General features: G+C 62.6%; 11 protein-coding genes. 8 read left to right on the top strand and 3 right to left on the bottom strand.

All coding sequences use genetic code 11. The features are described from left to right. Positions 1–47 precede the first annotated feature (47 nt). On the top strand, positions 48–695 hold the full coding sequence (locus BGE01nite_RS26320; RefSeq protein ID WP_146855470.1) for a GAF domain-containing protein: 648 nt from the start codon (positions 48–50) through the stop codon (positions 693–695). Between the two features lie 15 nt (positions 696–710). Then, entirely contained in the window at positions 711–1,433 is a 723-nt protein-coding gene (locus tag BGE01nite_RS26315) for a S8 family serine peptidase (protein ID WP_146855467.1), read from the top strand. Positions 1,434–1,781: 348 nt separating this feature from the next. On the opposite strand, the gene tnpA is transcribed toward BGE01nite_RS26315, so the two are convergent. The 3 genes from tnpA to BGE01nite_RS26300 all read right to left on the bottom strand — a co-directional run bounded on the left by tnpA (position 1,782) and on the right by BGE01nite_RS26300 (position 3,269). Continuing rightward, positions 1,782–2,234, bottom strand: coding sequence for an IS200/IS605 family transposase (tnpA, locus tag BGE01nite_RS26310; RefSeq protein ID WP_146855465.1), 453 nt, complete (start codon positions 2,232–2,234; stop codon positions 1,782–1,784). A gap of 16 nt (positions 2,235–2,250) precedes the next feature. Continuing rightward, positions 2,251–2,481: a hypothetical protein gene (locus tag BGE01nite_RS26305; RefSeq protein ID WP_146855463.1), complete on the bottom strand. Its 231-nt coding sequence runs from the start codon at positions 2,479–2,481 to the stop codon at positions 2,251–2,253. A 92-nt stretch (positions 2,482–2,573) separates the two neighbouring features. Next, positions 2,574–3,269: an RNA polymerase sigma factor gene (locus tag BGE01nite_RS26300; RefSeq protein WP_146855461.1), complete on the bottom strand. Its 696-nt coding sequence runs from the start codon at positions 3,267–3,269 to the stop codon at positions 2,574–2,576. Positions 3,270–3,371: 102 nt separating this feature from the next. Here BGE01nite_RS26300 and BGE01nite_RS26295 point away from each other — a divergent pair, with 102 nt between their 5' ends. From BGE01nite_RS26295 to BGE01nite_RS26270, 6 genes are all read left to right on the top strand, one after another. Continuing rightward, on the top strand, positions 3,372–6,077 hold the full coding sequence (locus tag BGE01nite_RS26295) for an outer membrane protein assembly factor BamB family protein (protein WP_146855459.1): 2,706 nt from the start codon (positions 3,372–3,374) through the stop codon (positions 6,075–6,077). Between the two features lie 79 nt (positions 6,078–6,156). Continuing rightward, positions 6,157–8,205, top strand: coding sequence for an ABC transporter substrate-binding protein (locus BGE01nite_RS26290; protein ID WP_146855457.1), 2,049 nt, complete (start codon positions 6,157–6,159; stop codon positions 8,203–8,205). Positions 8,206–8,212: 7 nt separating this feature from the next. Next, the gene (locus BGE01nite_RS26285) at positions 8,213–9,160 is read left to right on the top strand and encodes a hypothetical protein (RefSeq protein WP_146855455.1); all 948 of its coding nucleotides are present in this window, start codon (positions 8,213–8,215) and stop codon (positions 9,158–9,160) included. A 3-nt stretch (positions 9,161–9,163) separates the two neighbouring features. Beyond that, the gene (locus BGE01nite_RS26280) at positions 9,164–10,018 is read left to right on the top strand and encodes an ABC transporter ATP-binding protein (RefSeq protein ID WP_146855453.1); all 855 of its coding nucleotides are present in this window, start codon (positions 9,164–9,166) and stop codon (positions 10,016–10,018) included. A 217-nt stretch (positions 10,019–10,235) separates the two neighbouring features. Then, positions 10,236–21,083: a S8 family serine peptidase gene (locus BGE01nite_RS26275; RefSeq protein ID WP_170267084.1), complete on the top strand. Its 10,848-nt coding sequence runs from the start codon at positions 10,236–10,238 to the stop codon at positions 21,081–21,083. A 67-nt stretch (positions 21,084–21,150) separates the two neighbouring features. Further along, positions 21,151–22,314, top strand: a complete 1,164-nt coding sequence (locus BGE01nite_RS26270; RefSeq protein ID WP_146855449.1) for a TolB-like translocation protein — start codon at positions 21,151–21,153, stop codon at positions 22,312–22,314. The last annotated feature ends 34 nt before the right edge of the window (positions 22,315–22,348 follow it).

The following is a 22,348-nucleotide window of genomic DNA, read 5'->3' as shown; positions in this document are numbered from 1 at the left end:
ACCTTTGCCAAGCTTGGCTTCTACCACCCTCGTGCTATGAAGGGCACATGTCCGCCCCGTTCTCCTCCTTTGGCGATCCCGAACTCGCTCCGCTGGCCGATCAGCTCGCCACGCGCCAGGAGCAGTTCGCCATGCGCTGTCTGACGGAAAAACCCTCCGCCCTGATCGACGGGCTGCCTGCGCGGCACGCGGACATCATCCTGAAAAGCATCCGCGCGGATGAGGGCTCCATCTGGCTGGCTGTGGATGACTCCCATGCGCTTCTTCCAGTTTGGAACAACGGCCCCGATGCCGCGCGCTTCGTCGGCAGTTTCAAACTGCCCGTCACGAATGGCATCACCGGCTTCGTCTTCACCAGCGGCATTGCGGCCTGTGAAGCCGAGGTCTGCTTCAACCAGCGCCAGCATCGCGAGCTCGATCAAAAGCTCTCTGTCCTCACCTGGGCCATGCTCGCAGTTCCGCTTGTGTTCTGCGGTGCCGTGCGCGGCGTCATCACCGCCGTGCGCCTGATCCGCATGAGTGACCTGCCCGGCATCCAGCGCCTGCCGGAATCTCACGCGGACTTTCCACCAGGCTATCAACCGCCCGATACTTTTAGTTTGGCGGATCTCAGCAGCATGGAGGCCGCTGCCTCATCCATCGGCAAGCTCATCGAGCACCGTCTCACCGCCTGGGTCCTCGGCACGGAGGATTGATTGACTGACTGCGCCATGACCTGCCAAGACCTCCAGCATCTCACCGGCAAAGGCGTCCGCATCGCCGTGCTCGACTCGGGCATCGACACCACGCACCCCGCCCTCCAGGGCTTGCGCCTAACCGATGATGTGTCCTTTGAGCGCGACGGCCCCTTCCTGAAGGCCGTGGAAACCACGGGGGATGTCATCGGCCACGGCACCGCCATTGCCTGGATCATCCGCAGCCTCGCCCCCGAGGCCGAGATCGGCAGCTTCCGCGTGCTGGATGGCGACCTGCGCGGCCGCACCACCATCATCTGGGAGGCCGCGCGTCTGGCCGTGCAGCGTGATTATCACATCCTGAACTGCAGCTTCGGCAGCCCCGGCGAAGCACGCTTCGTCATGCCCTATAAAGAGTGGACGGATGAAGCCTATCTGCGCCGCGCGCACATCGTCGCCGCCTGCAGCAATGAGAACTCGAATCAGCGCGAGTGGCCAGGCTGGTTCCCCACCGTGCTTACCGTCAATCTCGCCGACATGCCCGCCGACACCTGGAACCACCGCCCCGGCAGCATGGTCGAGTTCCTTGCTCACGGTTTCAATGTCCGCGTCCCCTGGCAGGGCGGCTGGAAAGTCGTCACCGGCAGCAGCTTCGCCGCCCCCCGAGTCACCGCCTGGCTCGCCCGTTTGTTACAGGCCCACCCCGGCATCACCATCGAAACCGCCAAACAAATGATGCGGGAAATGGCGGCGAGGTGATGCATCCACACCTCCCGCGCTCCGCTGGAGCGCGATATGATCAGGGCGTTGTGTGCCGATTCCCCAGGGCTTGCGCCCTGGGCTGGTTCCTGCGGCCCCTTGGGCCGCGAACCAGATTAGGTGGCTTCATCTTGCGCCGAACTCTCGCCTGACAACGTGCCCTGAAAGGGCACAGGAGCCTCAGAAAACTCCCCCAACCTCACCTGCCACTCATTCCCGGGCCCAAAGGGCCCAAGGAACCAGCCCAGGGTGCCGCGCGAAGCGCAAACCCTGGGTGAACCACACACCACGACCTCATTCGGCTCCGCGCTCTGAAGGAGCGCGGGAGATCCACAAACCTCCCCAACCTCAATCCCACACATAACGCTCGTCATACTCGATCTGGTGTCGCTCCAGGAATTTCCGATATTCCTCCTGAAACGTCACCACGCGATGATGCTCCTGCTGGTTGCGAATGTATCTCCGCACCTCCTCCACATTCGACTGGCTCACGGCGAACGCTCCATATCCGTTCTGCCAATGAAATTCCCGTAACCGATCATCTTGCTCCTTTAGCCACCCTCCAGATCCGGTCTTCACCTGCCGCACCACGTCACTCAACTTCTCCACACGCGACAACAAGAACAACACATGTGCATGATCAGGCTCGGTGTTGATCTCCACGGGATTGCAATCCAGGTCCCGCAAAATACCACCCATATAAGCATGCAGCTCATGACCGAGATGTCTAGGCACGACCGGTTCCCGATGCTTCGTCGAGAAGATCAAATGCACATGAATTCTGGCTAGTGACTGCGGCATAGAAATTCTTGTTAACTCACGCCGCCCGTCCCCGGATCGCCCGTCCCAGATAGCCGATATACTCCGGATGCTCCTTCAACAGCTGCGAAAGCGAGACCCGCTCCTTCGCGTCCGCCTTGCCAGCAGCAAACACATCCAGACGTCCGCGAATGGCATCCGGCGGATCACCGGCATCGTGTCCCTCCACATCCGGCATCATGCGGCGGAGGAAGCTGGCGAGGATGTTGAATTCGGGTTCAGTGCTCATGACTTGAAGGGGTGGAGTGGTTAATGGGGCCTGGCTGGCAGAGGGCTGATGCGTTTGGGTTGACGAACTTGCGCAGAAAGAGGAAAGTTTTCTTAGATCGAAGGTCCAAGGATGGCGTCCGCCCCCTCACCACAGGCCTCAAGCAGGTCCTGCCAGGAAATCTGGAGGGTGGGCTCGCGCTCCTTCAGATAAGCCAGCGTCTCATCGCGGATCTGCTCCAGCGCCTCCTGCTTTTTGCGGGAGATGGTGCCCTCGTGGCAGCCGCCCCAGAGCAGGCAGAGATCACGCTGCTTCACATCCTGCAGCAGCGAAAGCCGCATGATGAGCAGCGCTTCCGCATCCACCTGCGTGAGTGAGTAGATCAGCGCATCCCGCAGTAACTCTGCCAGCGGTGTCTCCTGCGGTGCCACGGCCTCATCGCGCGCCAGACGGTCCATCGGATCATCCTCGCTCTCATCATCCGTGAGGTTCGTGGCAGGCACCATGCGGCGATGCTTGCGCAGATACTCCAGCCAGGCATTCGCCGCCATCGTGCGCAGGAATCCGCTCAAGGGTCCGCTGCCCGTGTAAGCCACCAGCTTCTTCTGCGCCCACAGCTTTTCCATCACAATGCCGAGCACTTCATCAGCATCAGCATCCGTGGCACCGAGCCCGGCCAGCTTGCGCGCGATCGCCGGCTTCAATTCTTCCTCAAAGCGCTGCCACGCGAGTTTGTCGCCATCCAGCAAGTCCTGGGCAAACTCGAAATCAGCAGCGTGAAAGGCAGGGGTGTCATCGGCAGCAGGCATGAGTGAATGCTGGCGAGGCTCCCCATGAGGTCAATCCTTCGCGCCGCATGAGATGAAAGCTCCTGAAGCTTTCCCGCTGTGCTGCCGTAATGTCCGGTGAGCATGTTTCGCAGTTGTCTTTTCCTTCTTCTCACCACCACCCTCCACGCCGCCGACTGGCCCATGTGGCGGCATGATGCTGGACGCACCGCCTCCACGAAACAGGCGATGCCAGAGAAGCTGGATCTCCTCTGGTCACGCGAGTTCCCTCCCGTGCGCCCCGCCTTCAAGGAGCCACGTTTGCAGTTTGATCGCAGCTACGAGCCCGTCGTCGCCGGAAAGAAACTCATCCTCGGCAGCTCACGTGAGGACTGCATCATCGCGTTCGACACAGATACCGGCGCAGAACTCTGGCGGAGCTATGCCGAAGGCCCCGTGCGCCTAGCACCGGTCATCGTCGGAGATCTCGTCATCTTCGGCGCGGATGATGGCGTCGTGCGCTGCGTGAAGCTCGCGGATGGTTCGGCCGTTTGGTCAAAGCGCGCTGTGCCATCGAAGCGTCAGCTTCTCGGCAATCAGCGCCTCATCTCTGTCTGGCCTGTGCGTGGCGGCCCCGTGGCCAAAGAGGGACGTGTCTACTTCGCCGCTGGTGTCTGGCCCATCGAGGGCACGTTTGTGTTCTGCTGGGATGCGGCCACGGGCGAGCAAATCTGGTGCAACGATCGCTGCTCTTATCTCTACGGCATCCATCCGCATCAATCCCAGGCCATGGGCGGTCTCGCGCCGCAGGGTTATCTACTTGTGGATGGTGAGGACCTCATCGTCCCGTGCAGCACCGCCTATCCAGCGCGGCTCGATCTCAGAACAGGCGCGCTAAAAGAGTTCCAGCTTCCTTCGGATGGCCGTCTCACCGGTGGTTGGTTTGCCTCCACACCCGATGAAAAGGAAGCCGCCAGGCTCAAGCGTCGCGGCCTGCTCTTTGATGATGCCGTCAGTTCCAAGCGTCATGAGGACAAGCTGCGCTCCGAAGGCCTCACCGGCATCCAGCGCACACTCCACGCAGCCGATCACGAGTGGAGCTTTGATCACAGCTTCCCTGATCTTCGTGGCAGGGCCCACAGCGTGATCGTAGCGGATGAAAAATGCTTCGTGGTCACCGATGACGGCGTCCTGCACGCCTACGGCACGGCCAAAGGCGAAGCGAAACACTGGAAGCGCGAGATCGTGATCCAGAAGGCCGACGAGGAACTCGCCAAAGCCACCATCAAGGCCGCGGGCACGGACCGTGGTTATGTGCTCATGATCGGGCCTAACCAACCAGGCTTCATCGAGTCTCTGCTCGCGAACAGCCACTATCACATCATCGTGCTGGCGGAGGACATGGCAGCAAAGGCACGCCTGATCGAAGCCGGCCTCTATGGCGAGCGCGCCTCGGTGATGAATCTCACCGAGGATCTTCCACCCTACTTCGCGAACGTGATCATTGCCCTCGAAGGTGGTCATGAGCCGTTCTTGAACACGCTGCGCCCGAATGGCGGAAAGGTCATCGGCCCAGAGGCCAGGCTCATCCACACACGCGGCGCTTTGGAAGGCAGCACGAACTATCTCGCCGACTGGAATGCAAATGAAGATCCACTGGTGCAGGCACCACTCGGCGTGCTGTGGTTTGATGACGCGCTGAGCAACTTCAAGCGCGCTCCGCAGCCGAAGATTGTCGATGGCGTCATGATCACCGCGGACAAGGACTGGCTGGATGCCACCAACCGCAAAGGCAAGCTCGACTACAAGCTCCTCGCTCCGGTCTTCAGTGACATCTACACCGGTCGTGTGCTCGATGAATATGAAGAGCCCGAGCTGCGGAAGAAATTCGGCTCCGTGGACATGGAGGCCGTGCAGCAGGCGCAGTATCGACCACCGACGCAAAAGAATGACTGGGCACCCGATCAACCCAAGGCAGGCCTGCGCATCAATCCGCTCACCAGCGAGGAAGAACCGCGCGTGTTTCCGAAAAGCTACGGCTGCGATGGCGGCTTTGACTATGGCGGCATCTACACCTTCCGCAGCGGCACCGCGGCCTTCTATGACAAGAAGGTGGAAAGCGGCACCGTGCACATCAGCGGCCCGCGCAGCGGCTGCACCAACAGCATCGTGCCTGCCGGTGGCATCTTGAACGTTCCGTATTTCTATGAGGGCTGCACCTGCAGTTATCCGCTGCCCATGGCACTGGCCTTGTTCAGCCTGCCGGAAAACTTCGAGCAATGGGCCACCTGGGGTGCTGTGCCAGCCGCATCCATCACAGGAAAGATCGAGCGCATCGGCATCAACTTCGGCGCTCCCGGAGACCGCAAAACACGCGACGGCACACTGTGGCTCGACTATCCCAACATCGGCGGTCCGTCACCTGAGATCCAGGTCACCACCGAACCCGCGAAGCCCGAGTTCTACTATCATCATTCCGTGTGGATCGAAGGTGGCCAGGGCTGGCCCTGGGTCGCTGCCAGCGGCGTGAAGGGCCTGCGCTCCGCCACCCTCTCCGGACTCAAGCCCGGCACCTACACCGTCCGCCTCACCTTCGCGTCTCCTGACAGCGCCAGGCACACCTTCGATCTCACGCTTCAGGACAAGCCTTCCATCACCCAACTAACTTTGCCGAATCGAATGATCGCCATGACTAAAACAGTCCCGGCCGTTCAAGTCACCGACGGCACCCTCACCGTGAAACTGAACTCCGTGGAAGGTGAGACGCTCCTCAGCGGCATCGAGCTCGTGAGAGACGGCCTAAAGCTGGGCAATCTGCCAGAGGACGCTCGTGTGGCAGGCAGGAAGTAAGCTCATGGCGATTCTCCACACTCTCTCGCGAACCCGCTGTTGCCCGAAGGGCCGCTTCACGCGTAGCTTTTGAACAGACATGGCATGGACTCGACTGCTCTTCCCCGGCGTGACTCTGGTGGCTCTCGCCATCGGGGGCTGGAGTGCATGGCAGGCTGCGCACACAAAACGCAGCGCCACCAGTGATGTCGTGATGCTTCTGCCAGGTCCGTTGCCGCGCCTGAATCCCTTCCTGCCCGCCAGCGAGTCCGAGCGCCAGATCATTGATCTCATCCATGAGCCCCTCGTTCGCATTGGTCGTGACGGCCGGCTCGCCACCGCCTTGGCGGAGCAGTGGCAGTGGCGTCAGGACATGACCTGCTGGTTTGCCTCTGCCGCGGCAGCGCGCGATGCCGCGGAGGAACTCCGCGCGCAACCTGTGGAAAAGCGCGCCTCCTGGGATCTCGAATCCGTCGCTACTCAGGGAGAGGCCCTCGTCGTGCGCTTCACCCGTCCCGGCAGCGCGGTGGCTCAGGAGGTGCAGGAAGCCATCGCCGCCAGCGCCCCGCAAAAGCTCACCTTCATGCGCATCGCCGCAGACAACAGCGCACGCCCGGTGCTGGAAGAGTTCGCCAGACATGCGGATCATGCCGCCACCACCAAACGCCTGTGGTTTGATGATGACGGCACCTGTGAAATCGCCACCACGCGCACCGGCCTTCAAGCCCAGCAGGTGCTCATGGAGTGGTTCATGTCGAGACGCCTGCTCGCGCCCGAAATCACCCCCGTGGGCGAGGTCACCGCACTGCTCGAACCCGTGCTCGATTTCCGTTTGAAGCCTGCGCGTCAGTGGCCGGATGGCAGCGCCATCACAGCGGCCGATGTGCGTGCCACTCTGGACCTCGTCTTGCCTCGTCCCTGGCCGCTTCCCGGGCGCGATGCCTTCCGCCAGATCCAGTCCATCACCGAGCCTGAAGCCGGCCTCGTCCGCATCATCTATCGCAAGGCCTACAGCCCCGCCCTCGCCGCCTGGACCACTCTGCCCATCCTTCCCGCGAAGTGGTTGGAAAAGCATGAGGACGACTTCGGGACCACATCGCCTCCCGGTGCTGGAAGCTGGCAGGTGAGCCAGAAAGATCCCGCACGCCTTTGGTTGGAAAAACAGCGCACGCTAAGTGCTGGCGAGGCCACTCCAAAAATCCAGATGCTCGCCGCCACCTCGCCCTTGCAGGTGCGCATTGGACTTTCGACTCAGTCCTTCGATCTCGCCTGGCCTTCGGAAGCCTCACGCGAGCTGCTGCATGCCAAACCAATTTTAAAAATCATGCCCTCACCGGCACGGCATCAGATCATGCTGGTATGGAACACCTCAGCTTCCATGCTGAAGGACGCACGCTTGCGCCGCGGCCTCGGACTTGCCTTGGATCGTGAGGCATTGAGCCGCGCCATGCCGGATGGCCTCGGCCGTCCTTATGACAGCTTCTTCCCGCCTGGCTTCTGGTTCTCCACGGACAAAGAGGCAGCTCCCGCGAATCTCGAGGAGTCAACGCATCAGCTCTCCGAAGCAGGCTGGCTGCGCGATGTACAGGGCCGCCTTCGTCATGGCACGGAGGAGATGCGTCTGCGTCTCGTCATCCCGGATGGCAATACCGATCGCCTCCGACTCGCCCAGGCTCTGGCAAAGCAATGGCAGGAGATCGGTGTGCATGTGGACATCGCGGAGGTCACCGCGCAGAGCTACTTCATGGAGCTTCAGGCGGGCCGTTTTGATGCAGCCCTCATCGGTGGCGAGCTCTCGCCTGGTTGGGATGTGCTGCCCTTCTGGCACTCCAGTCATGGCGGCGGCCATGGGCGCAATGTCAGCCAGATGGCCGACCCTCAGCTCGATCTGCTGCTCGAAGCTCTCGTCTCAGAATTTGATCCCGCGCAGATCCCCGCACGTGCCGCTGCCGTGGAGGCCAGGCTGCATGCGCTGCAGCCTGCCATGCCCCTCTTCACGGATCTCTCCGAGATCGCGGTGCGTGAGGCACGCTTTCCTGGCCTGCCGGATCTGGACACCACCCGCGGTGTCACACTTCAAGAGCTTCTGCCCGCTCTCACACCTGCCAGTCGTCCGCAGGTAAAACTGGAGATGCTGACTCCGAAATGATGCCTGCATGACCTGGAAATCCGAAGCCCTCTTCCGCACCGCCACCACGCTTCTGGTGCTGGTGGCGGGAGGTTGCGTCGCGCTCGCATGCACGGGTGGTGATTTCACGCTGTGGCAGGCTGCCTGGGAGACCGCGCGCTGGCAGCGCAGCTTCGTCACCGGCATGGAGATCCTGGTCGCCCTCGTCATGGCCCATGGTCTCACTCTCATGCTGCAGCCGCTCCTTCGCGGCCCCTTGATGACTCCATGCTTTTGGTTGGGCAAAGCCACCGCCTTTTACCCGGCCGCCTGCATGGCCTGGGCCTTTGTAAGCTGGTGGCTCGGCCAGCGTGGTTATGCCTACTGGGCGCTCATGCCAGCGGCGCATGGCGATGGAACCTCTCTCAATGCGGAGAACTGGCCGCTCTGGCTCTGGACCTGGGTCCCCGTGGTGATGATCCTGCTCGTGCCGCTCACCGGCCAGTGCCTCAGCTTGAGCCTCGAACGGCCGTCTCGCGGCCGCGACCTCGGCTTCGCCATGCTCGGACCTCTCGCACTGATGCTCGTCGTTTCCATCGAAGACATCCTGGGCGTCAAAGGCGCGGGCCAGTCCCTCGCCCAAGTGCTGCGCCAGCCGGAAAATCCCCAGGCAGATGCCATGGCCATGTGGGAGCTGACCGGCACAGCCCTCTATCTGGCCGTCAGCCTCCACCTGCCTGCCAAGCCTTGGTCGGGAACCTGGAAAATCCCCGCCCAATGGCTTCGCACCTTCTTCAGCAGTCTTCTGAAGCTCAGCGCCTGGGTCCTGGCCCTCTTTGGCGCCACGCATCTCATGCCCAGACTCTCCCTGCTGATGATCTCGGATGACACGCTGCCCTTCCTCATCGCTGGCTGGAAGCCCACGCTTTGCGCCTTGTCATTGTGGGCGCTGGGCCACATCATCCGTCCGCGTTCCCAATCCTCCCCCCTTTCCTGATCCATGGCTGACTCGCCCCTGCTCCGCATCCGCGACCTGAAGATCGCCTTTCGCCGTCATGGTGGCGAGCCCACCCAGGCCGTGAAAGGTATCAGCCTCGACCTCGCCCAGGGGGAGTCCATCGCCATCGTCGGAGAGAGCGGAAGTGGTAAAAGCGCCACCGCCCTGGCCCTGGCACGGCTTTTGCCCGAGCCACCGGCCCAGATCACGGCAGCAGAGCTGAGCATCGCTGGTCATGAGGTGTTGAAAATGAACGAGAAAGAGCTGCGCAAGGTACGTGGCAAGGAGATCGCCTACGTCTTCCAGGAGCCCACCACCTCCCTGAACCCCGTTTTGACCGTCCGCACCCAGATCGGCGAGGCCCTGGCCCTCCATCGCCCCGAGGTCAAAGACCGCGACGCCGAAATCCTCCGCTGGCTGACCAAGGTGGGCATCACCGAGCCGGAAAAGCGCCTCCGGGCCTACCCGCATGAGCTCAGCGGCGGCATGCAGCAGCGCGTCATGATCGCCATGGCTCTCTGCTGCCAGCCCAAGCTCCTCATTGCCGACGAGCCCACCACCGCGCTGGACGTGACCATCCAGAAACAGATCATGGAACTCCTGGTGAGCCTGCGCCGGGAGCTGGACATGAGCATGATCCTCATCACCCACAATTTCGGCATCATCAAAGACGTCGCCGACCGCGTGGCCGTCATGTTCCGGGGCCAGATCGTCGAAACCGGCCCCACGGCTGAGGTCCTCTCCAACCCCAGGCACCCCTACACCCAGGCCCTCCTGGCCTGCGTGCCCCGCATGGGAGCCAAGCAGGCGCGCCTGCGGACCATTGACTACTCCACCCTGGAAGCCGCCACGTCCTGATCACGAACAATCAGGATTGCATTGAGCACTGATTTCGGCTGAACTGTCACAGAAGCCGCCCCCCATGAAATTTTCCTCAGCACAATTGCGCCCATTGGGGCTTTGTATTGGCATTGTGATCACAGGGGTATTGGCATGGTGGTTGGCGGGTCCTGAAAAACAGCCTCCACAGCCTGCTCCGGTCGTCAGCGCAGCGAAAAAAAGCCCTGTCCAGCCGATGAAAATCCTGCCAGCCAGGCCAGGAGAGGGGCAGCTGCCCTGGGAAGAGATCGCCAAACAGCCACCCACGGCCATTTCCTTGAGCCCGTTTCAGGAGCGTCTGCTCAAGCAGGCCACGATGATCGAACAGCGGCAGTTTGATCCCCGGGGCGCTGAACCTGCGCGCGAGGTCAAGCTCTGGCGCACCTCCTTCAAATACCCGCTGGTGCGTGAGGAGGTCTGGCTGCGCACAGATGCCCAGGGCCGCAAGCTGCCCGTCCGGCGCGAGTTCTCTGTGGCTGACCACGTGATGGTCCAGTTTCCGGAAGATGCCACCTCTGAGCAGATCAAGACCTGGACGGAAAGGCACCGCCTGCATGTGCGCCATGCCTTGAAAACCGCGCCGGTGTATCTCATCGCCGCGGACAACGGCAGCCTGAGCACCGCAGACAGCATCATGGCCTCTTTCAAGCAGACTTTCCCCACGGCCCCGCAGCAGAACGGCGTGGCCGAAAGGGACTATCTCGTCTTCCCCAGCCTCTTCCCGAATGACACCAGCTTCTCCCAGCTCTGGGGTCTGAACAACACCGGCCAGACCGGCGGTTCCGTGGATGCGGACATTGATGCTCCTGAAGCCTGGGACATCACCACCGGCTCACGTGAGGTAGTGGTGGGTGTGATCGATACCGGCGTGGACCGCACCCATCCGGATCTCGCGGCAAACATGTGGACGAATCCGCACGAGATTCCGGGCAACAACGTGGACGACGATAACAACGGCTTCGTCGACGACCTGTACGGCTGGGACTTCTTCTCCAATGACAACGATCCCATGGATGAGGAAGGCCACGGCACTCACTGCTCCGGCACCATCGGCGGTGTGGGCAGCAATCTCACCGGCGTCACCGGCGTCTGCTGGCAGGTCTCCATCGTCGCTCTGCGTTTCCTGGGCCCCAACGGCGGCAGCACCTCGGATGCGATGGAGGCGGTGAACTATGCCCAGGAGCTCGGTATCGACCTCACCTCGAACTCCTGGGGTGGCGGCGGATTCAGCAGCCTTTTGCAGACGGCCATCGCCAATGCCGGTGCCGCAGGCCAGCTCTTCATCGCGGCTGCGGGCAATGACGGCACCAACACCGATCTGACGGCCAACTATCCTTCTGGTTATGCCGTGGACACCATCGTGTCCGTGGCCTCGAGCACCTCTCTGGACAGCCGCTCCAGCTTCTCGAACTACGGTGCCACCACGGTGGACCTGGCTGCTCCCGGCTCCGCCATTTACAGCACCATCCCTGGCTCGTCCTATGCCACTTATAACGGCACCTCCATGGCCACGCCGCATGTCTCCGGAGCCGTGGCCTTGCTGAAAAGCGTGGCCCCCTCCATGTCCGCGGCGGAGATCAAATCCCGCCTCCTGAGCACGGTGGACCCGCTCTCCGCCTTCACCAGCACGACCGTCTCCCGTGGCAGGCTAAACGTGGCGCGCTTGATCGAGCAATCTGCCGGCCCGCGTCCTGTCGTCACCGTCACCACGATCGAGGAAAGCGGCGGCAACGGCGATGGCATCAACAATCCCGGAGAGACTCTCGCGCTGCGCTTCACCGTCGCGAACCGTGGCACCCAGGCTGCTCAAAACGTCACCGCCACCCTCTCCTCTCTCTCCACATCCTCTCAGTTCACCATCACGGAGGGCGCGGTCAGCCTGGGCACACTGAACAGCGCGGAAAGCGTGGTGTCATCCACGCCCTTCCGCGTGCAGTCGCGTGGAAATGTTGCCACGCCGTATGCGGAGGAGTTCGCCATCACGCTGCGGCACGGCTCTCCTGTGCAGACCAGCGAATATCGCGTGAGCCTTTACCTGCACACCTCCGCGCGGCTTGAGGGCCGGGTCACCGATGCTGGCACAGGCAGCCCGCTCCCGGCTGCCACCGTTCGCGTCAACGGCACCGCCACTTTCACCACGACCACTGACGCGGATGGACGCTACGGCCTCACCGTCACGGATGGTGTTTATCAGGTCACCGCCTCCGCGCCTGGCTATGTCACCTCCTCCCCGGCGCAGCTCAGCACCCCTCCAGGGCGCAGCGGCCTGAACTTCGCCCTCGGCATTCCACAGCTCACGCTCTCTCCGCCGGTGCTTTCAGAGACCGTGTACTCTGGCCGTTCCAGCACACGCACGGTGGAGATCCGGAACCGCGGCAGCGCACCGCTCACATGGTCCCTCGATCTGGCGAACAGCCAGGCCGCCGCCTCCACCCAGGGCACGGTCACCCTGCCGGAGGTCCAGGTGCCGGTGCAGCAGGACGTCCCTGACATCGGCCTCACCGCCGCCTTCAAGAGTCAGGAGACACGCATCCTGCCTGCGGTGAATGCTCCCATGGGCGCGCTCACGGGCACCCGCATCGGCGCTGTCAGCACCTCCTGGGACCGCAGCGTGCTGATTTCAGATCTGCAAAGCCGCGGCGCGGTCGTCGTCACCATCACGCTTCCATTCACCGAGACCGCCCTCGCCAACATCGACGCCCTCATCATTGATGATGCCATCGCGGCTCTCAACAACAACGACGTCACTCTCCTGCGCGAGCGCATCTCCTCCGGCATGGGCTTCCTCAGCGAGGGTGACAACGTCACCTCCATGACCCGCATCAACCAGGTCTTCGCGCAGACCGGCATCACCGCCGCTGCCACCAGCGGGTTTGGCGACATGACCTTCACTGACATCCGGCCGCATCCGATCACCACCGGCGTGACGAGCCTTCGTGAGGTCGCGGTCGGTGCCGCTGCGGATGTCACCGGCACGGCGCAGATCTTGGTGGGAGACGGGACCGGCCTCGCTCATGCCGCTGTCTCCACCCTCGGCGTGGGCACCATGGTCTTCATCGGCAATGAAATCTCCGACAGCTCCAACTACGCCTCCGGAGACGCCCGGCTCCTCGCCAATCAGATCATTAACGAGCTCGTCTCCAACCCAGACTGGCTCTCCGTCAACACCACCTCAGGTGTTCTTCTGCCGGACGCGACCCGCACCCTGACCTTCCGGTTTGATTCGGGCGACCTCGGCACGGGCACCTATTATGCCACCGCGCTCTTCACCACCAACATCCCCGGCGAATCGGAGTCACGGCTGCCGGTGACGATGAACGTGCTCGATGCCCCGCGGATCAGCGTGGAGCCCATGAGCATGACTTTTGGTTCGGTGGTGCAGGATGTCCCCGCCCAGCGCAGCGTCCGCGTGAGGAACATCGGCCGCGGCACGCTCCGCATTCAGTCCGTGGACATTCAGGGCACGGACTCCGTCTTCTTCACCCGCGCCTCACCCGGCTCGTTCGACGTGCCCGCCGGCGGCTTCAGTGATGTCTACCTGGACATGGCCCTGGCGGTGCCCATGCGCGCGCTCAGAGCCGAGCTGGTGATCGCCTGCGATGACCCGGTCCAACCAACTTTGCGTCTACCAGTCTCGGGCGCGCGCCAGCTGCCGCCCGATGCCGTTGCTTCTCCCGCCAGCATCCTGGTCCAGGCCAGGCAGGGTCTCACAGGCAGCGCCAACGTCACCCTGGAAAACAAGGGAACAGGCCCGTTGTCGTGGAGAGCCTCCCTGGGCTTCCGTCCTGATCAGCCTGGCACGCCACCCACCTGGGTCAGCGTGCCCGGTGTCAGCGGAGATTTCATGCCCAAGGTCAAAGGCCTGATCCGGCTGAATTTTGACACCGGCTCACTGCCACCGGGTGATGTCACCACGACTCTTTACATCACCACCAATGATGTCGACACACCGGAGTTCGCCATCCCGGTGACCCTGCGCGTCATCGCCGCACCGAAGCCCGTGCTGGCACGCACAGGCACCTTTCCCACTACCATCGTCGGCCAGTTTAGCCGCATCACTCTTCCGGTGCAGAACACCGGAGCCGCCTCCTTCCAGCTGAGCACTCCGGTGGTGCTGGGCACTTCCATGCGGCTGATCAGCAAGATGCCCTTCATCGTCCTCCCTGGCGAGACAAAGCCGTTGGAACTGGAGTTCCGCCCCATCAAGCCAGGCCCCGTCACCACCCGCATTTCCTTCTTCACCAACGGTGCCGAAAAGACGATCTACATCACCTGCACAGGCAGCGGGATCACGGGTGGAAAACTGGCCGTCACACCTGCCTCAGTGGCCGTGTCCACCGCGCCAGGCATCCCCGTCTCCCGCAGTCTCAAGATCGCCAATTCTGGCCAGCTTCCCGTCGACTGGAGCGCCGCGATCGAAGGCGCGCAGGCCTCCTTCTTTGCCGTGGAAGGCGCGGATGCCGGGACGGTGCCCGGGGTGTCCAACGTGATGCTCACCATCCGCCCGCAAACGGTGAACACCGCCGCCGGCACCTATCGGGCGAAGCTGGTCATCACCAACACCACCACAATCAAACCGAGGATCGAGGTGCCTCTGGCCCTGACCGTGAGCAAGGCAGCCCGCCTCGAGGTCAGCCCGGTGTCACCTTTGACGATCAGCAAAGCCTGGACGAACACGCCCCAGGACACGTCCTTGACCCTCCGGAATGATGGCAACCAGCCTCTGAGCATCCTCTCCATCATGCCTGCCGCTCCGCGGCTTTCCCTGCCTGCTCCGCCTGCGGTTCCTTACACCCTCGAGCCAGGTGCCCACCTGACGCTGCCAGTGCGCATGACCAGCACCACCGCGGGTGACTTCACGGACGAGCTTGTCATCAACACCAGCAGCGCCGCGCAGCGGGCCGTGAAGGTCAAGGTGGTGTCACACGTGGTCCTGCCTCCCGCCATCACCGTCTCCCCTGCCAGTTTCGATGAGTCCCTCAGGCCGGGTGAAACGGAGAACCATGATGTCACCCTCACCAATCCGGGCGGCGACACGCTTCACTGGACGGCGACGGTGCGGGACGTGCTGGGCCCTGCTGCCACGCTTCCAAACCTTCTCACGCAGCTGGAGTCCAGCCAGGTCAGCCTCACAGCCATCCTGCCCAATGTACATCCTCTGACCGAAGGAGTCACCGGCAGCATCATCTCGGACGGCGGCGCGGGCATGTTCAGCGCAGGCAACATCCTCTCCACGAACCTCGCCAGCGGCGCCACGCTGCGGTATTCGGACAACAGCATCATCAACCAGCCAGGTGCCGGGCCTGCGGGCACGTACTTCACCCGCAAGCTGGGCCCTCTGTGGGTTTTTGCCGCGGATCTCGATGGTGCCACCCGCTTTACCATCAACGGCGGCCTGGGCGCAGGGGGTGCCGGTACTGCCGCTGGCGGCACGATCACCCGCACCATTGCTGGCGTGACCTACCGCGCCTTCTTTAAACGAGTCTCCGGCACTTCCCGCCCGTCCGTGAACCACCTCATCATCGTGGAGGACAAACCCGGGCTGGATCACCAGTTCGCGGCCGGCACCGGCTCGGACTTCCATGAGGTGACCGGTCTCTCCGGCAGGACCCGCGTGTACTATCTTTTGTTCGGCCTTCAAAACGGCGCCGTCTACGCGGACAGCACCTTTGCGCTGCTCATGGACACCTTCCTGCGGCGCACGGTGCATCCCACCACGGCCGCCTGGCTCACGGCGGGCTCTCCCACGGGCACCGTGGGGGCGGGCGCGACCTCCGCCCTTTCCATGCAGATGGATGCCACGCAGCTCTCGGGCGGCATCTATTCCGCCACCCTCCGGCTCACCAGCGATGCGCCCGCCCGGCCTCTGGTGGACGTGCCCCTGATCCTGCGCGTGTCCACGGAATCACGCCTGCTGGCATCTCCCTCGACACTCAAGTTTCCAGATACTTTGTTAGGCTCCAGCTCCATGCTGAGCTGTCTCGTCAGCAATCCTGGAAACCTGCCGCTCACGATCACCAGCGTGGACACGGACAACGAATTTTACACCGCCAGCTTCCCCTTCCCCATCACCTTGCAGCCGCGGCAGGCCCTGACGGCCACGGTGCGCTTCACTCCGCTCAACACCGGTGACCACCCTGCGAATCTGATCTTCCTCAGCAATGCCACGGGAGCGTCTGAAACACGGGTCAGCATCACCGGCATGAGCCTGCGCGGCGCTGTTCTCGATGTCAGCCCGCCTTCCTTCAACCTCACCGTGGACCCGGGCGTGACCACCACGGAGACATTCACCCTCCACAATTCAGGCGGTTCACCCCTGCAATGGACCGTCACTCCCACCTCGGGAGTCGCCAGCATCCTCTCCTTGCCAGTGAGCTCGGGCAGCGTGCCTGCAGGTGAGTCACGGCAGATCAGCCTGCAGATCAGCACCACGGCATCCACAGCAGCAGGCACGTATACAGGCTCCCTTGATTTCAGCAGCAACGACCCCACATCGCCCACGCGGAGCATTCCGCTCACCGTGGTCGTCCCGCCGCGGCCTCGCATGGCGGTGATCCCGTCCTTCGTGGACTTTGGTAATGTCTTCAACGGTGGCAGCGGCAGCCTGACCGTGCAGTTGCGTAACAACGGCAATGCCCTGCTTTCGATCAGCAGCATCACCAGTGACAATCCTGTCTTCGACTATCCCGCCCAGACCTTGCCGCTGACGGTCGGCCCTGGCAGCAACCTCAACTTCACCGTGCGCTTCCGGCCTGGGGTGCTCGGCGCCCACTCTGGCAAGATGCGTTTCACCTCCGCGGCCTCCACACCGGTGGAAGTCACCCTGAACATGGCGGGCAGCAGCGTGGCGCCACCTTCCATCTCCATCGAGCCCGGGCAGTTGAGCGCCACTCTTCAGCAGGGATCCGCGCAGTCTCTCCCGCTGGTCGTTTCGAACCAGGGCGGCGCCACGCTGACCTGGCAGACCCAGATCGTCAATCCCTCCACGCCCACCGGCACGCTGCAGGATGTGCTCCAGCGCTTCAACGCGTCTCACAGCAGTCTCATCGGCCTGGTCCCGGATCTTTTCCTCTTCACCGAAGGCGTCACCGGCACCAGCATCCTGGACGGCGGCAATGACATGTATGACGGGGGCAACTATCTCAACACCAGCCTCGGCAGCGCGGTCGCCTATTCCGACAACGTGGTCACCACCAACACCAAGCTTGGCGTCGGCGGCACCTACTTCACCCGCAAGCTTCCCGGCCTCTTCGTCTTCGTCGCAGACCTGAACAATGTCTCCTCGTTCTTCACCAGCGGCAATCTCGGCACGGATGGCGCCGGCAGTGTCTCAGGCAGCACGCTCTCCCGCACCTTCGCAGGCAGGAACTACACGGGCTTCCTCAAATCCGTTTCCGGCACCACGGATCCCTCGGTGAACCATCTCGTCATCGTCGAAACCAAGTCAGGCATCAATCACAGCTACAGTCCCAGCACGGATGAGGATGGTCACAGCATCAGCGGCCTCACCGGCACCACCCGCCTCTACTACCTGCTCTTCGCCCGCGAGGATGGCAGGGTCGTCAGCGACGGCCTCGCAGGCACCATCATGGATGCGTTTTTGCAGAGCGTCGTCCTCCCGCCTTCCGTGCCCTGGATCTCAGCGAGCCCTGCCGCGGGCAACACCAATGTCAACGGCACCACCACGGCCTCCGTGCAGCTGAACGCCGCGCCGCTCACCACCGGCACCTACACCGCGGCGGTCCGCTTCACCAGCAATGCGGTGGCCAACAGCACTCTCGACGTACCTGTGACTCTCACCGTCACTCCGGCCGCGCTCACGGCCGGCCCTCAAGCGGTCGATGCCCTCCTGCTCACCGATGGCCGCACCACCACGCGTACCATCACACTCACCGCGCGTGAAGGCACGAACCCTTCGTGGACAGCCGCCGCCACGGTGCCCTGGATCAGCCTTTCCAAAACCAGCGGCACAGGCAGCGACACACTCACGCTGACACTCGCCTCCGGCACACAGTCCGCAGGCACTTACAGCGGCGCGGTGAACATCACCTATGATGGCATCACGCTCAGCGTGCCGGTGAACCTCATCCTGCGTGATGATGTCTTCACCCGCCTGCTGCCGGACTATCGGCAGCCCGGCCGCATCCTCGGTCTCGTTCAGAGCACCACCACCCTGCCTGCGCTCCTCGTGGCGCTTGATGCCACCACGCTCGCCATGCAGACGAGCCTGGTCCTGCCCTCCTCCATCTCTGACGTGGATGTCACCACGGACGGCCGCCGCCTGTATGCCCTCAGTTATGCTTCACAAAGCATCACTGAGGTGGACCTGGATACCTTCCTCATCACTCGCACGCAGCCCGTTCCGCCCAGCATCTCCCTCGGCAGCAGCAGCCAGATCAGGACCGGTCGCAGCGATCGCCTTTACTACACCGACTCGCTGGCTGCTCCCGCCTTGCACGTCTACGACTTCGCCAGCGCCATCAACCTCTATACCTTCACCTTCAACGGCAATGTCGGCATTGATGGTTTTGAAGTCAGTGCGGATGGCAGCCTCGTCTTTGCACGCTCCAAAGGTGCCATCGGCAGCCCCGTCTTCCTGGCACGACTCAACAGCTCGGGCGATGTCCTTTCCCAGACTCAGACCAGTGCCGCCGTGTTAACGCAGACCGCTGGCATTTCGCCCGTGTTTTTCACGGCTAGCCGTGACGCGGTCTACACCCAGAATGCCAGCTTCGCGCCGCTGCTGGGCACCACACGCCAGTATCCCTTGCAAAACATCACCGCAATCTCCGCCTACGGGCATGCCCTGGTCAGCGGTGCCAGCATCCTGAACAGCACCACGGGCGCTTCGGTTCACACGCTGCCGCTCGCAGTCAGTGTGTCTGCCTTCAGTGGCGCGCAGGACGCTCTCGTTTATTACAATAGCAGCAGCCAGCAGCTCGTGCGCCTGCCGCTGACGGGCATCATCACCCTGCCTCCAGTCACCATCCAGCCGCAGATCACGGATGGCACCATGCTGGTCACACCACCCGACCGTCTGGACTGGACCGGCAGTGCGCTGGCCGCCAGTTATGACGTCTATCTAGGTACAGATGCCATCGCCGTGGCTGCGGCCACGAACTCCTCCGGCGGCATCTACCGCGGCAACACCAGCGGTGTCGGCTTCAGCCTCGACAGCTCCGAGTTCCTCCCTGGCCTAACCTATTATTGGCGAATCGATATCCGCAATCACGACGGCAGCACGGTCAAGGGCGCCGTCTGGAGCTTCCGCTTCCCTGCCGTCACCGCCACACCGGATGCCATCGACGTGCAGTCGGTGCCTGGCGGTGCTCCTCTTTCCGTCACGCTGGCTGTCTCGGCTGCCAGTGTGGCCACGCCGTGGACCCTGGCTGAAAATGCCGCCTGGCTCTCTCCCTCGGCCACCTCGGGCGCAGGCCCGCAGAATGTGACTCTCACCTTCAATCCCGCCGCGCTCACCGCCGGCATCTACACCACCCCGATCACTCTCACCTCCGGATCTGACAGCGTGCAGATCCCCGTCACCTTCCGCATGCTCGGAACGCTGAACATCGTCAAGATGATCGCTGATCCCACGCTCGAGTATCTCTACGCGCTTCACCGTGATCCAGTCACCTCGGAAGGCTGGCTGCTGTGGATCGAACCTGGTCAGTCACGCATCGCCTATGCGGTGCTGGCAGGCGCTGACGTCCTCGACTTCGCGGCCAGCAGCCTGGACAACCGTCTCTATGCCCTCTCCAACAGCGGCACCACCGTCGTCGGCATCGACCGGCAGACACGTCGGGTGATCAACTCGTGGACAGTCCCCACGGCGGCAGCTGGCATCTTCAATGGCCCTGTGGGACGTGTGGTCCTGCGCACCCCCACCAACGTCCTGCAGATGTACCACAGCGTCACCGGCGGCACAGTCGGCTCATCCTTGGCGTTTCCTGCGAACAGCGCCATCCGCACTTCAGGCAATGGCAGCTCCCTTGTGGCCGCCATCCAGCAGAGCAGCACGGTGGTAGGCCTCGCGCGCTATGCCCTCAGCACCGGCGCCATCACCTACAGCACCACCCAGTCCTTCGCCGGCACTTACAACAGCACTTTTGCTCTCTCAGGCGATGGCACGCGCGCCTTCTTCCTCAACCGTGTCTATGACACGAGTACGCTCGGAGAGTTGTTGAATCTCGGCAGCCCGGTCCTTGCCAGTTCATGGACCGGGCACACCGCCTGGTCGCAAAGCGCGGCGATCTCCAGCGCTACAGGAACTTCACTGGGCAACCTGCCTTTCACCACCACCATCATGGCTGCCACGGCCAATCACGCATGGCTAGTCCTGTATCATCCGGTGAACAAGACCCTGACCTACCAGAATCCCGCCGCCTTCCTGGCCTCGCCTTCTCCGGTCAGCTTCGGTTCCATCACCGCCAACCAGCCCGCCTATCGCACCATCACCCTTCACAATCTGACCAGCCAGGATCTGACTTTCACAGCCTCCTCGAACAGCACGGACTTCAGCGTTCCCTCCTTCCCCATCACGGTGAATGCCAGCCTGACCGCGCTGGTGGATGTCACCGCCATCCTCCCGGCTTCCTCCACACGTAGCGCCACCATTACGCTGACCTGCAGCCAGCCGCAGTGGAACCGCACCGTCAATGTCTCCGCCACCACCAATGTCTCAGGATCCTCCGTGGCCATGGCTTTCGACGAAAACGAACCCGCTTCGCAGCCCAAGCACGGCTTCAGCTTCGACATCAACACGGACGGCAAACCTGACATCTTCATCGATCCTGAGTCCGTCCCAAGCACCGCCAACGGTCTCACCACCCATCGCTTCAGCGGCACCATCTCTCCCGGCTTTGATCTCTCCAGGCTCGGCGTCCAGGCCAGTCCTGTGGAAGGCCTCTGGTCAGATCTGACACCGGAACTCGACTTCACGGTCGAGACGTCTGCCACTGACAAGGAAACAGCACCGAGAGCATTCCGTGTCATGATCCCGGCATCTTCCGCTGACACCTGGCGTTTCCGTTTCTACATGCGCTAAGCACACACTCGCGGTTAGATCATATATCGTTGCATGGTTTCGTTTCAGCCATGCGTATATGGCAGCCATGAAACGCCTCCTCGCGCTTGCCGCCTGCCTTCTTTCCACCGCCTGTTTCGCGGACGATCCCGTCGCTGCCTGGTCCAGCGGCGTGACGATCAAGCCCGTGTCCACCATCGAAGGCCGGCACAGCATCCACAGCTACTACGTGGCCAATCCCGAAAGCCCGGATGGCAAGCACGTGCTCTTCTTCACCTCCACGGATCCCTCCGGCTATGTCGGTGAGGTCCGCATCCAGGAGCGTGCGACCGGCAAGGAAACCGTGCTCGCCGAGAACGTGCATACCGAAGATGCCCATCGCGTGGCCTGTCAGCAGTGGCTCTCCGGCGGCAAGCGCGTGGCCTTCCATGAGGTGATCGACAAAAAATGGCGCGTGGTCGTCGTCGATGTCGCCAGCCTAACCAAAACCATCGTCGCGGAGGATCATCAGGTCGGCTTCGGCAGACCGGAGGGCGATCTCCTCCCCATGTATGGCTGCCATTGGAATCCCGGCCCCTATCGCGACCTCGAAGTCTGGGATGCCAGTAATGGCAAGACCACCACCATGGCCAGGATCGCCGATGTCGAGGCCAAATACGGTGCCTGGCTCACCAAGGAGTTCGCAGGCAAGCCCTGCTCCATCTTCTTCCCCGTGATAAGTCCGGACCTGAAGCGCGTCTTTTTCAAAATCGCCGCTGGCAATGGCGGCGACAACTACATGTCCAAAGGCGCCAGCCATCGTCAGGGCATTGTTTGTTATGACTTTGAAAAAGCCGCCTGCATCTGGCAGCGCGGCCAGTGGGGTCATCCCGCCTGGACACCCGACTCCCTGCACATCTTTGAAGTCGGCAACATCACTATGGACATCCTGAAGGAAGGCTTCGTCTACACCAAGCTTAAGGACGTCCCCAACCTCAGCGGCTCGCACCCCTCCGTCAGCATGGACGGCAAGCTCATGGTCACCGACGGCCTCTCTGAAAAAGTCGGCGGCCGGCCTAACGACTGGGGCATCATGGTCGCCGACATGAACGGCGGCAAGTGGGTCGTTCTCCAGAGCTTCGAGCAAAACCGCGGCGCCAAGTCCTGGCGTCGCAACGACCCGCATCCTGCCTTCAGCGCCGACAGCAAGCGCATCTACTACAACACCAGCGACGGCCCCTTCACCCGCCTCATGGTCGCCGAACGCCAATGAGATCTGGAGAGTTCCCTGGCAGGTGACGGCAGAA

Origin of the sequence: Prosthecobacter gellanilyticus, assembly GCF_007992435.1 — a bacterium.
GTDB lineage: Bacteria > Verrucomicrobiota > Verrucomicrobiia > Verrucomicrobiales > Verrucomicrobiaceae > Prosthecobacter > Prosthecobacter gellanilyticus.
This window is presented reverse-complemented; position numbering and strand designations above follow the sequence as displayed.

What these genes read in the sequence shown, in the direction of transcription:
- BGE01nite_RS26320 (WP_146855470.1), top strand. Translation starts at nt 48, where the DNA reads ATGTCCGCCCCGTTCTCCTCCTTTGGCGATCCCGAACTCGCTCCGCTG.
- BGE01nite_RS26315 (WP_146855467.1), top strand. Translation starts at nt 711, where the DNA reads ATGACCTGCCAAGACCTCCAGCATCTCACCGGCAAAGGCGTCCGCATC.
- tnpA (WP_146855465.1), bottom strand. Translation starts at nt 2,234, where the DNA reads ATGCCGCAGTCACTAGCCAGAATTCATGTGCATTTGATCTTCTCGACG.
- BGE01nite_RS26305 (WP_146855463.1), bottom strand. Translation starts at nt 2,481, where the DNA reads ATGAGCACTGAACCCGAATTCAACATCCTCGCCAGCTTCCTCCGCCGC.
- BGE01nite_RS26300 (WP_146855461.1), bottom strand. Translation starts at nt 3,269, where the DNA reads ATGCCTGCTGCCGATGACACCCCTGCCTTTCACGCTGCTGATTTCGAG.
- BGE01nite_RS26295 (WP_146855459.1), top strand. Translation starts at nt 3,372, where the DNA reads ATGTTTCGCAGTTGTCTTTTCCTTCTTCTCACCACCACCCTCCACGCC.
- BGE01nite_RS26290 (WP_146855457.1), top strand. Translation starts at nt 6,157, where the DNA reads ATGGCATGGACTCGACTGCTCTTCCCCGGCGTGACTCTGGTGGCTCTC.
- BGE01nite_RS26285 (WP_146855455.1), top strand. Translation starts at nt 8,213, where the DNA reads ATGACCTGGAAATCCGAAGCCCTCTTCCGCACCGCCACCACGCTTCTG.
- BGE01nite_RS26280 (WP_146855453.1), top strand. Translation starts at nt 9,164, where the DNA reads ATGGCTGACTCGCCCCTGCTCCGCATCCGCGACCTGAAGATCGCCTTT.
- BGE01nite_RS26275 (WP_170267084.1), top strand. Translation starts at nt 10,236, where the DNA reads ATGAAAATCCTGCCAGCCAGGCCAGGAGAGGGGCAGCTGCCCTGGGAA.
- BGE01nite_RS26270 (WP_146855449.1), top strand. Translation starts at nt 21,151, where the DNA reads ATGAAACGCCTCCTCGCGCTTGCCGCCTGCCTTCTTTCCACCGCCTGT.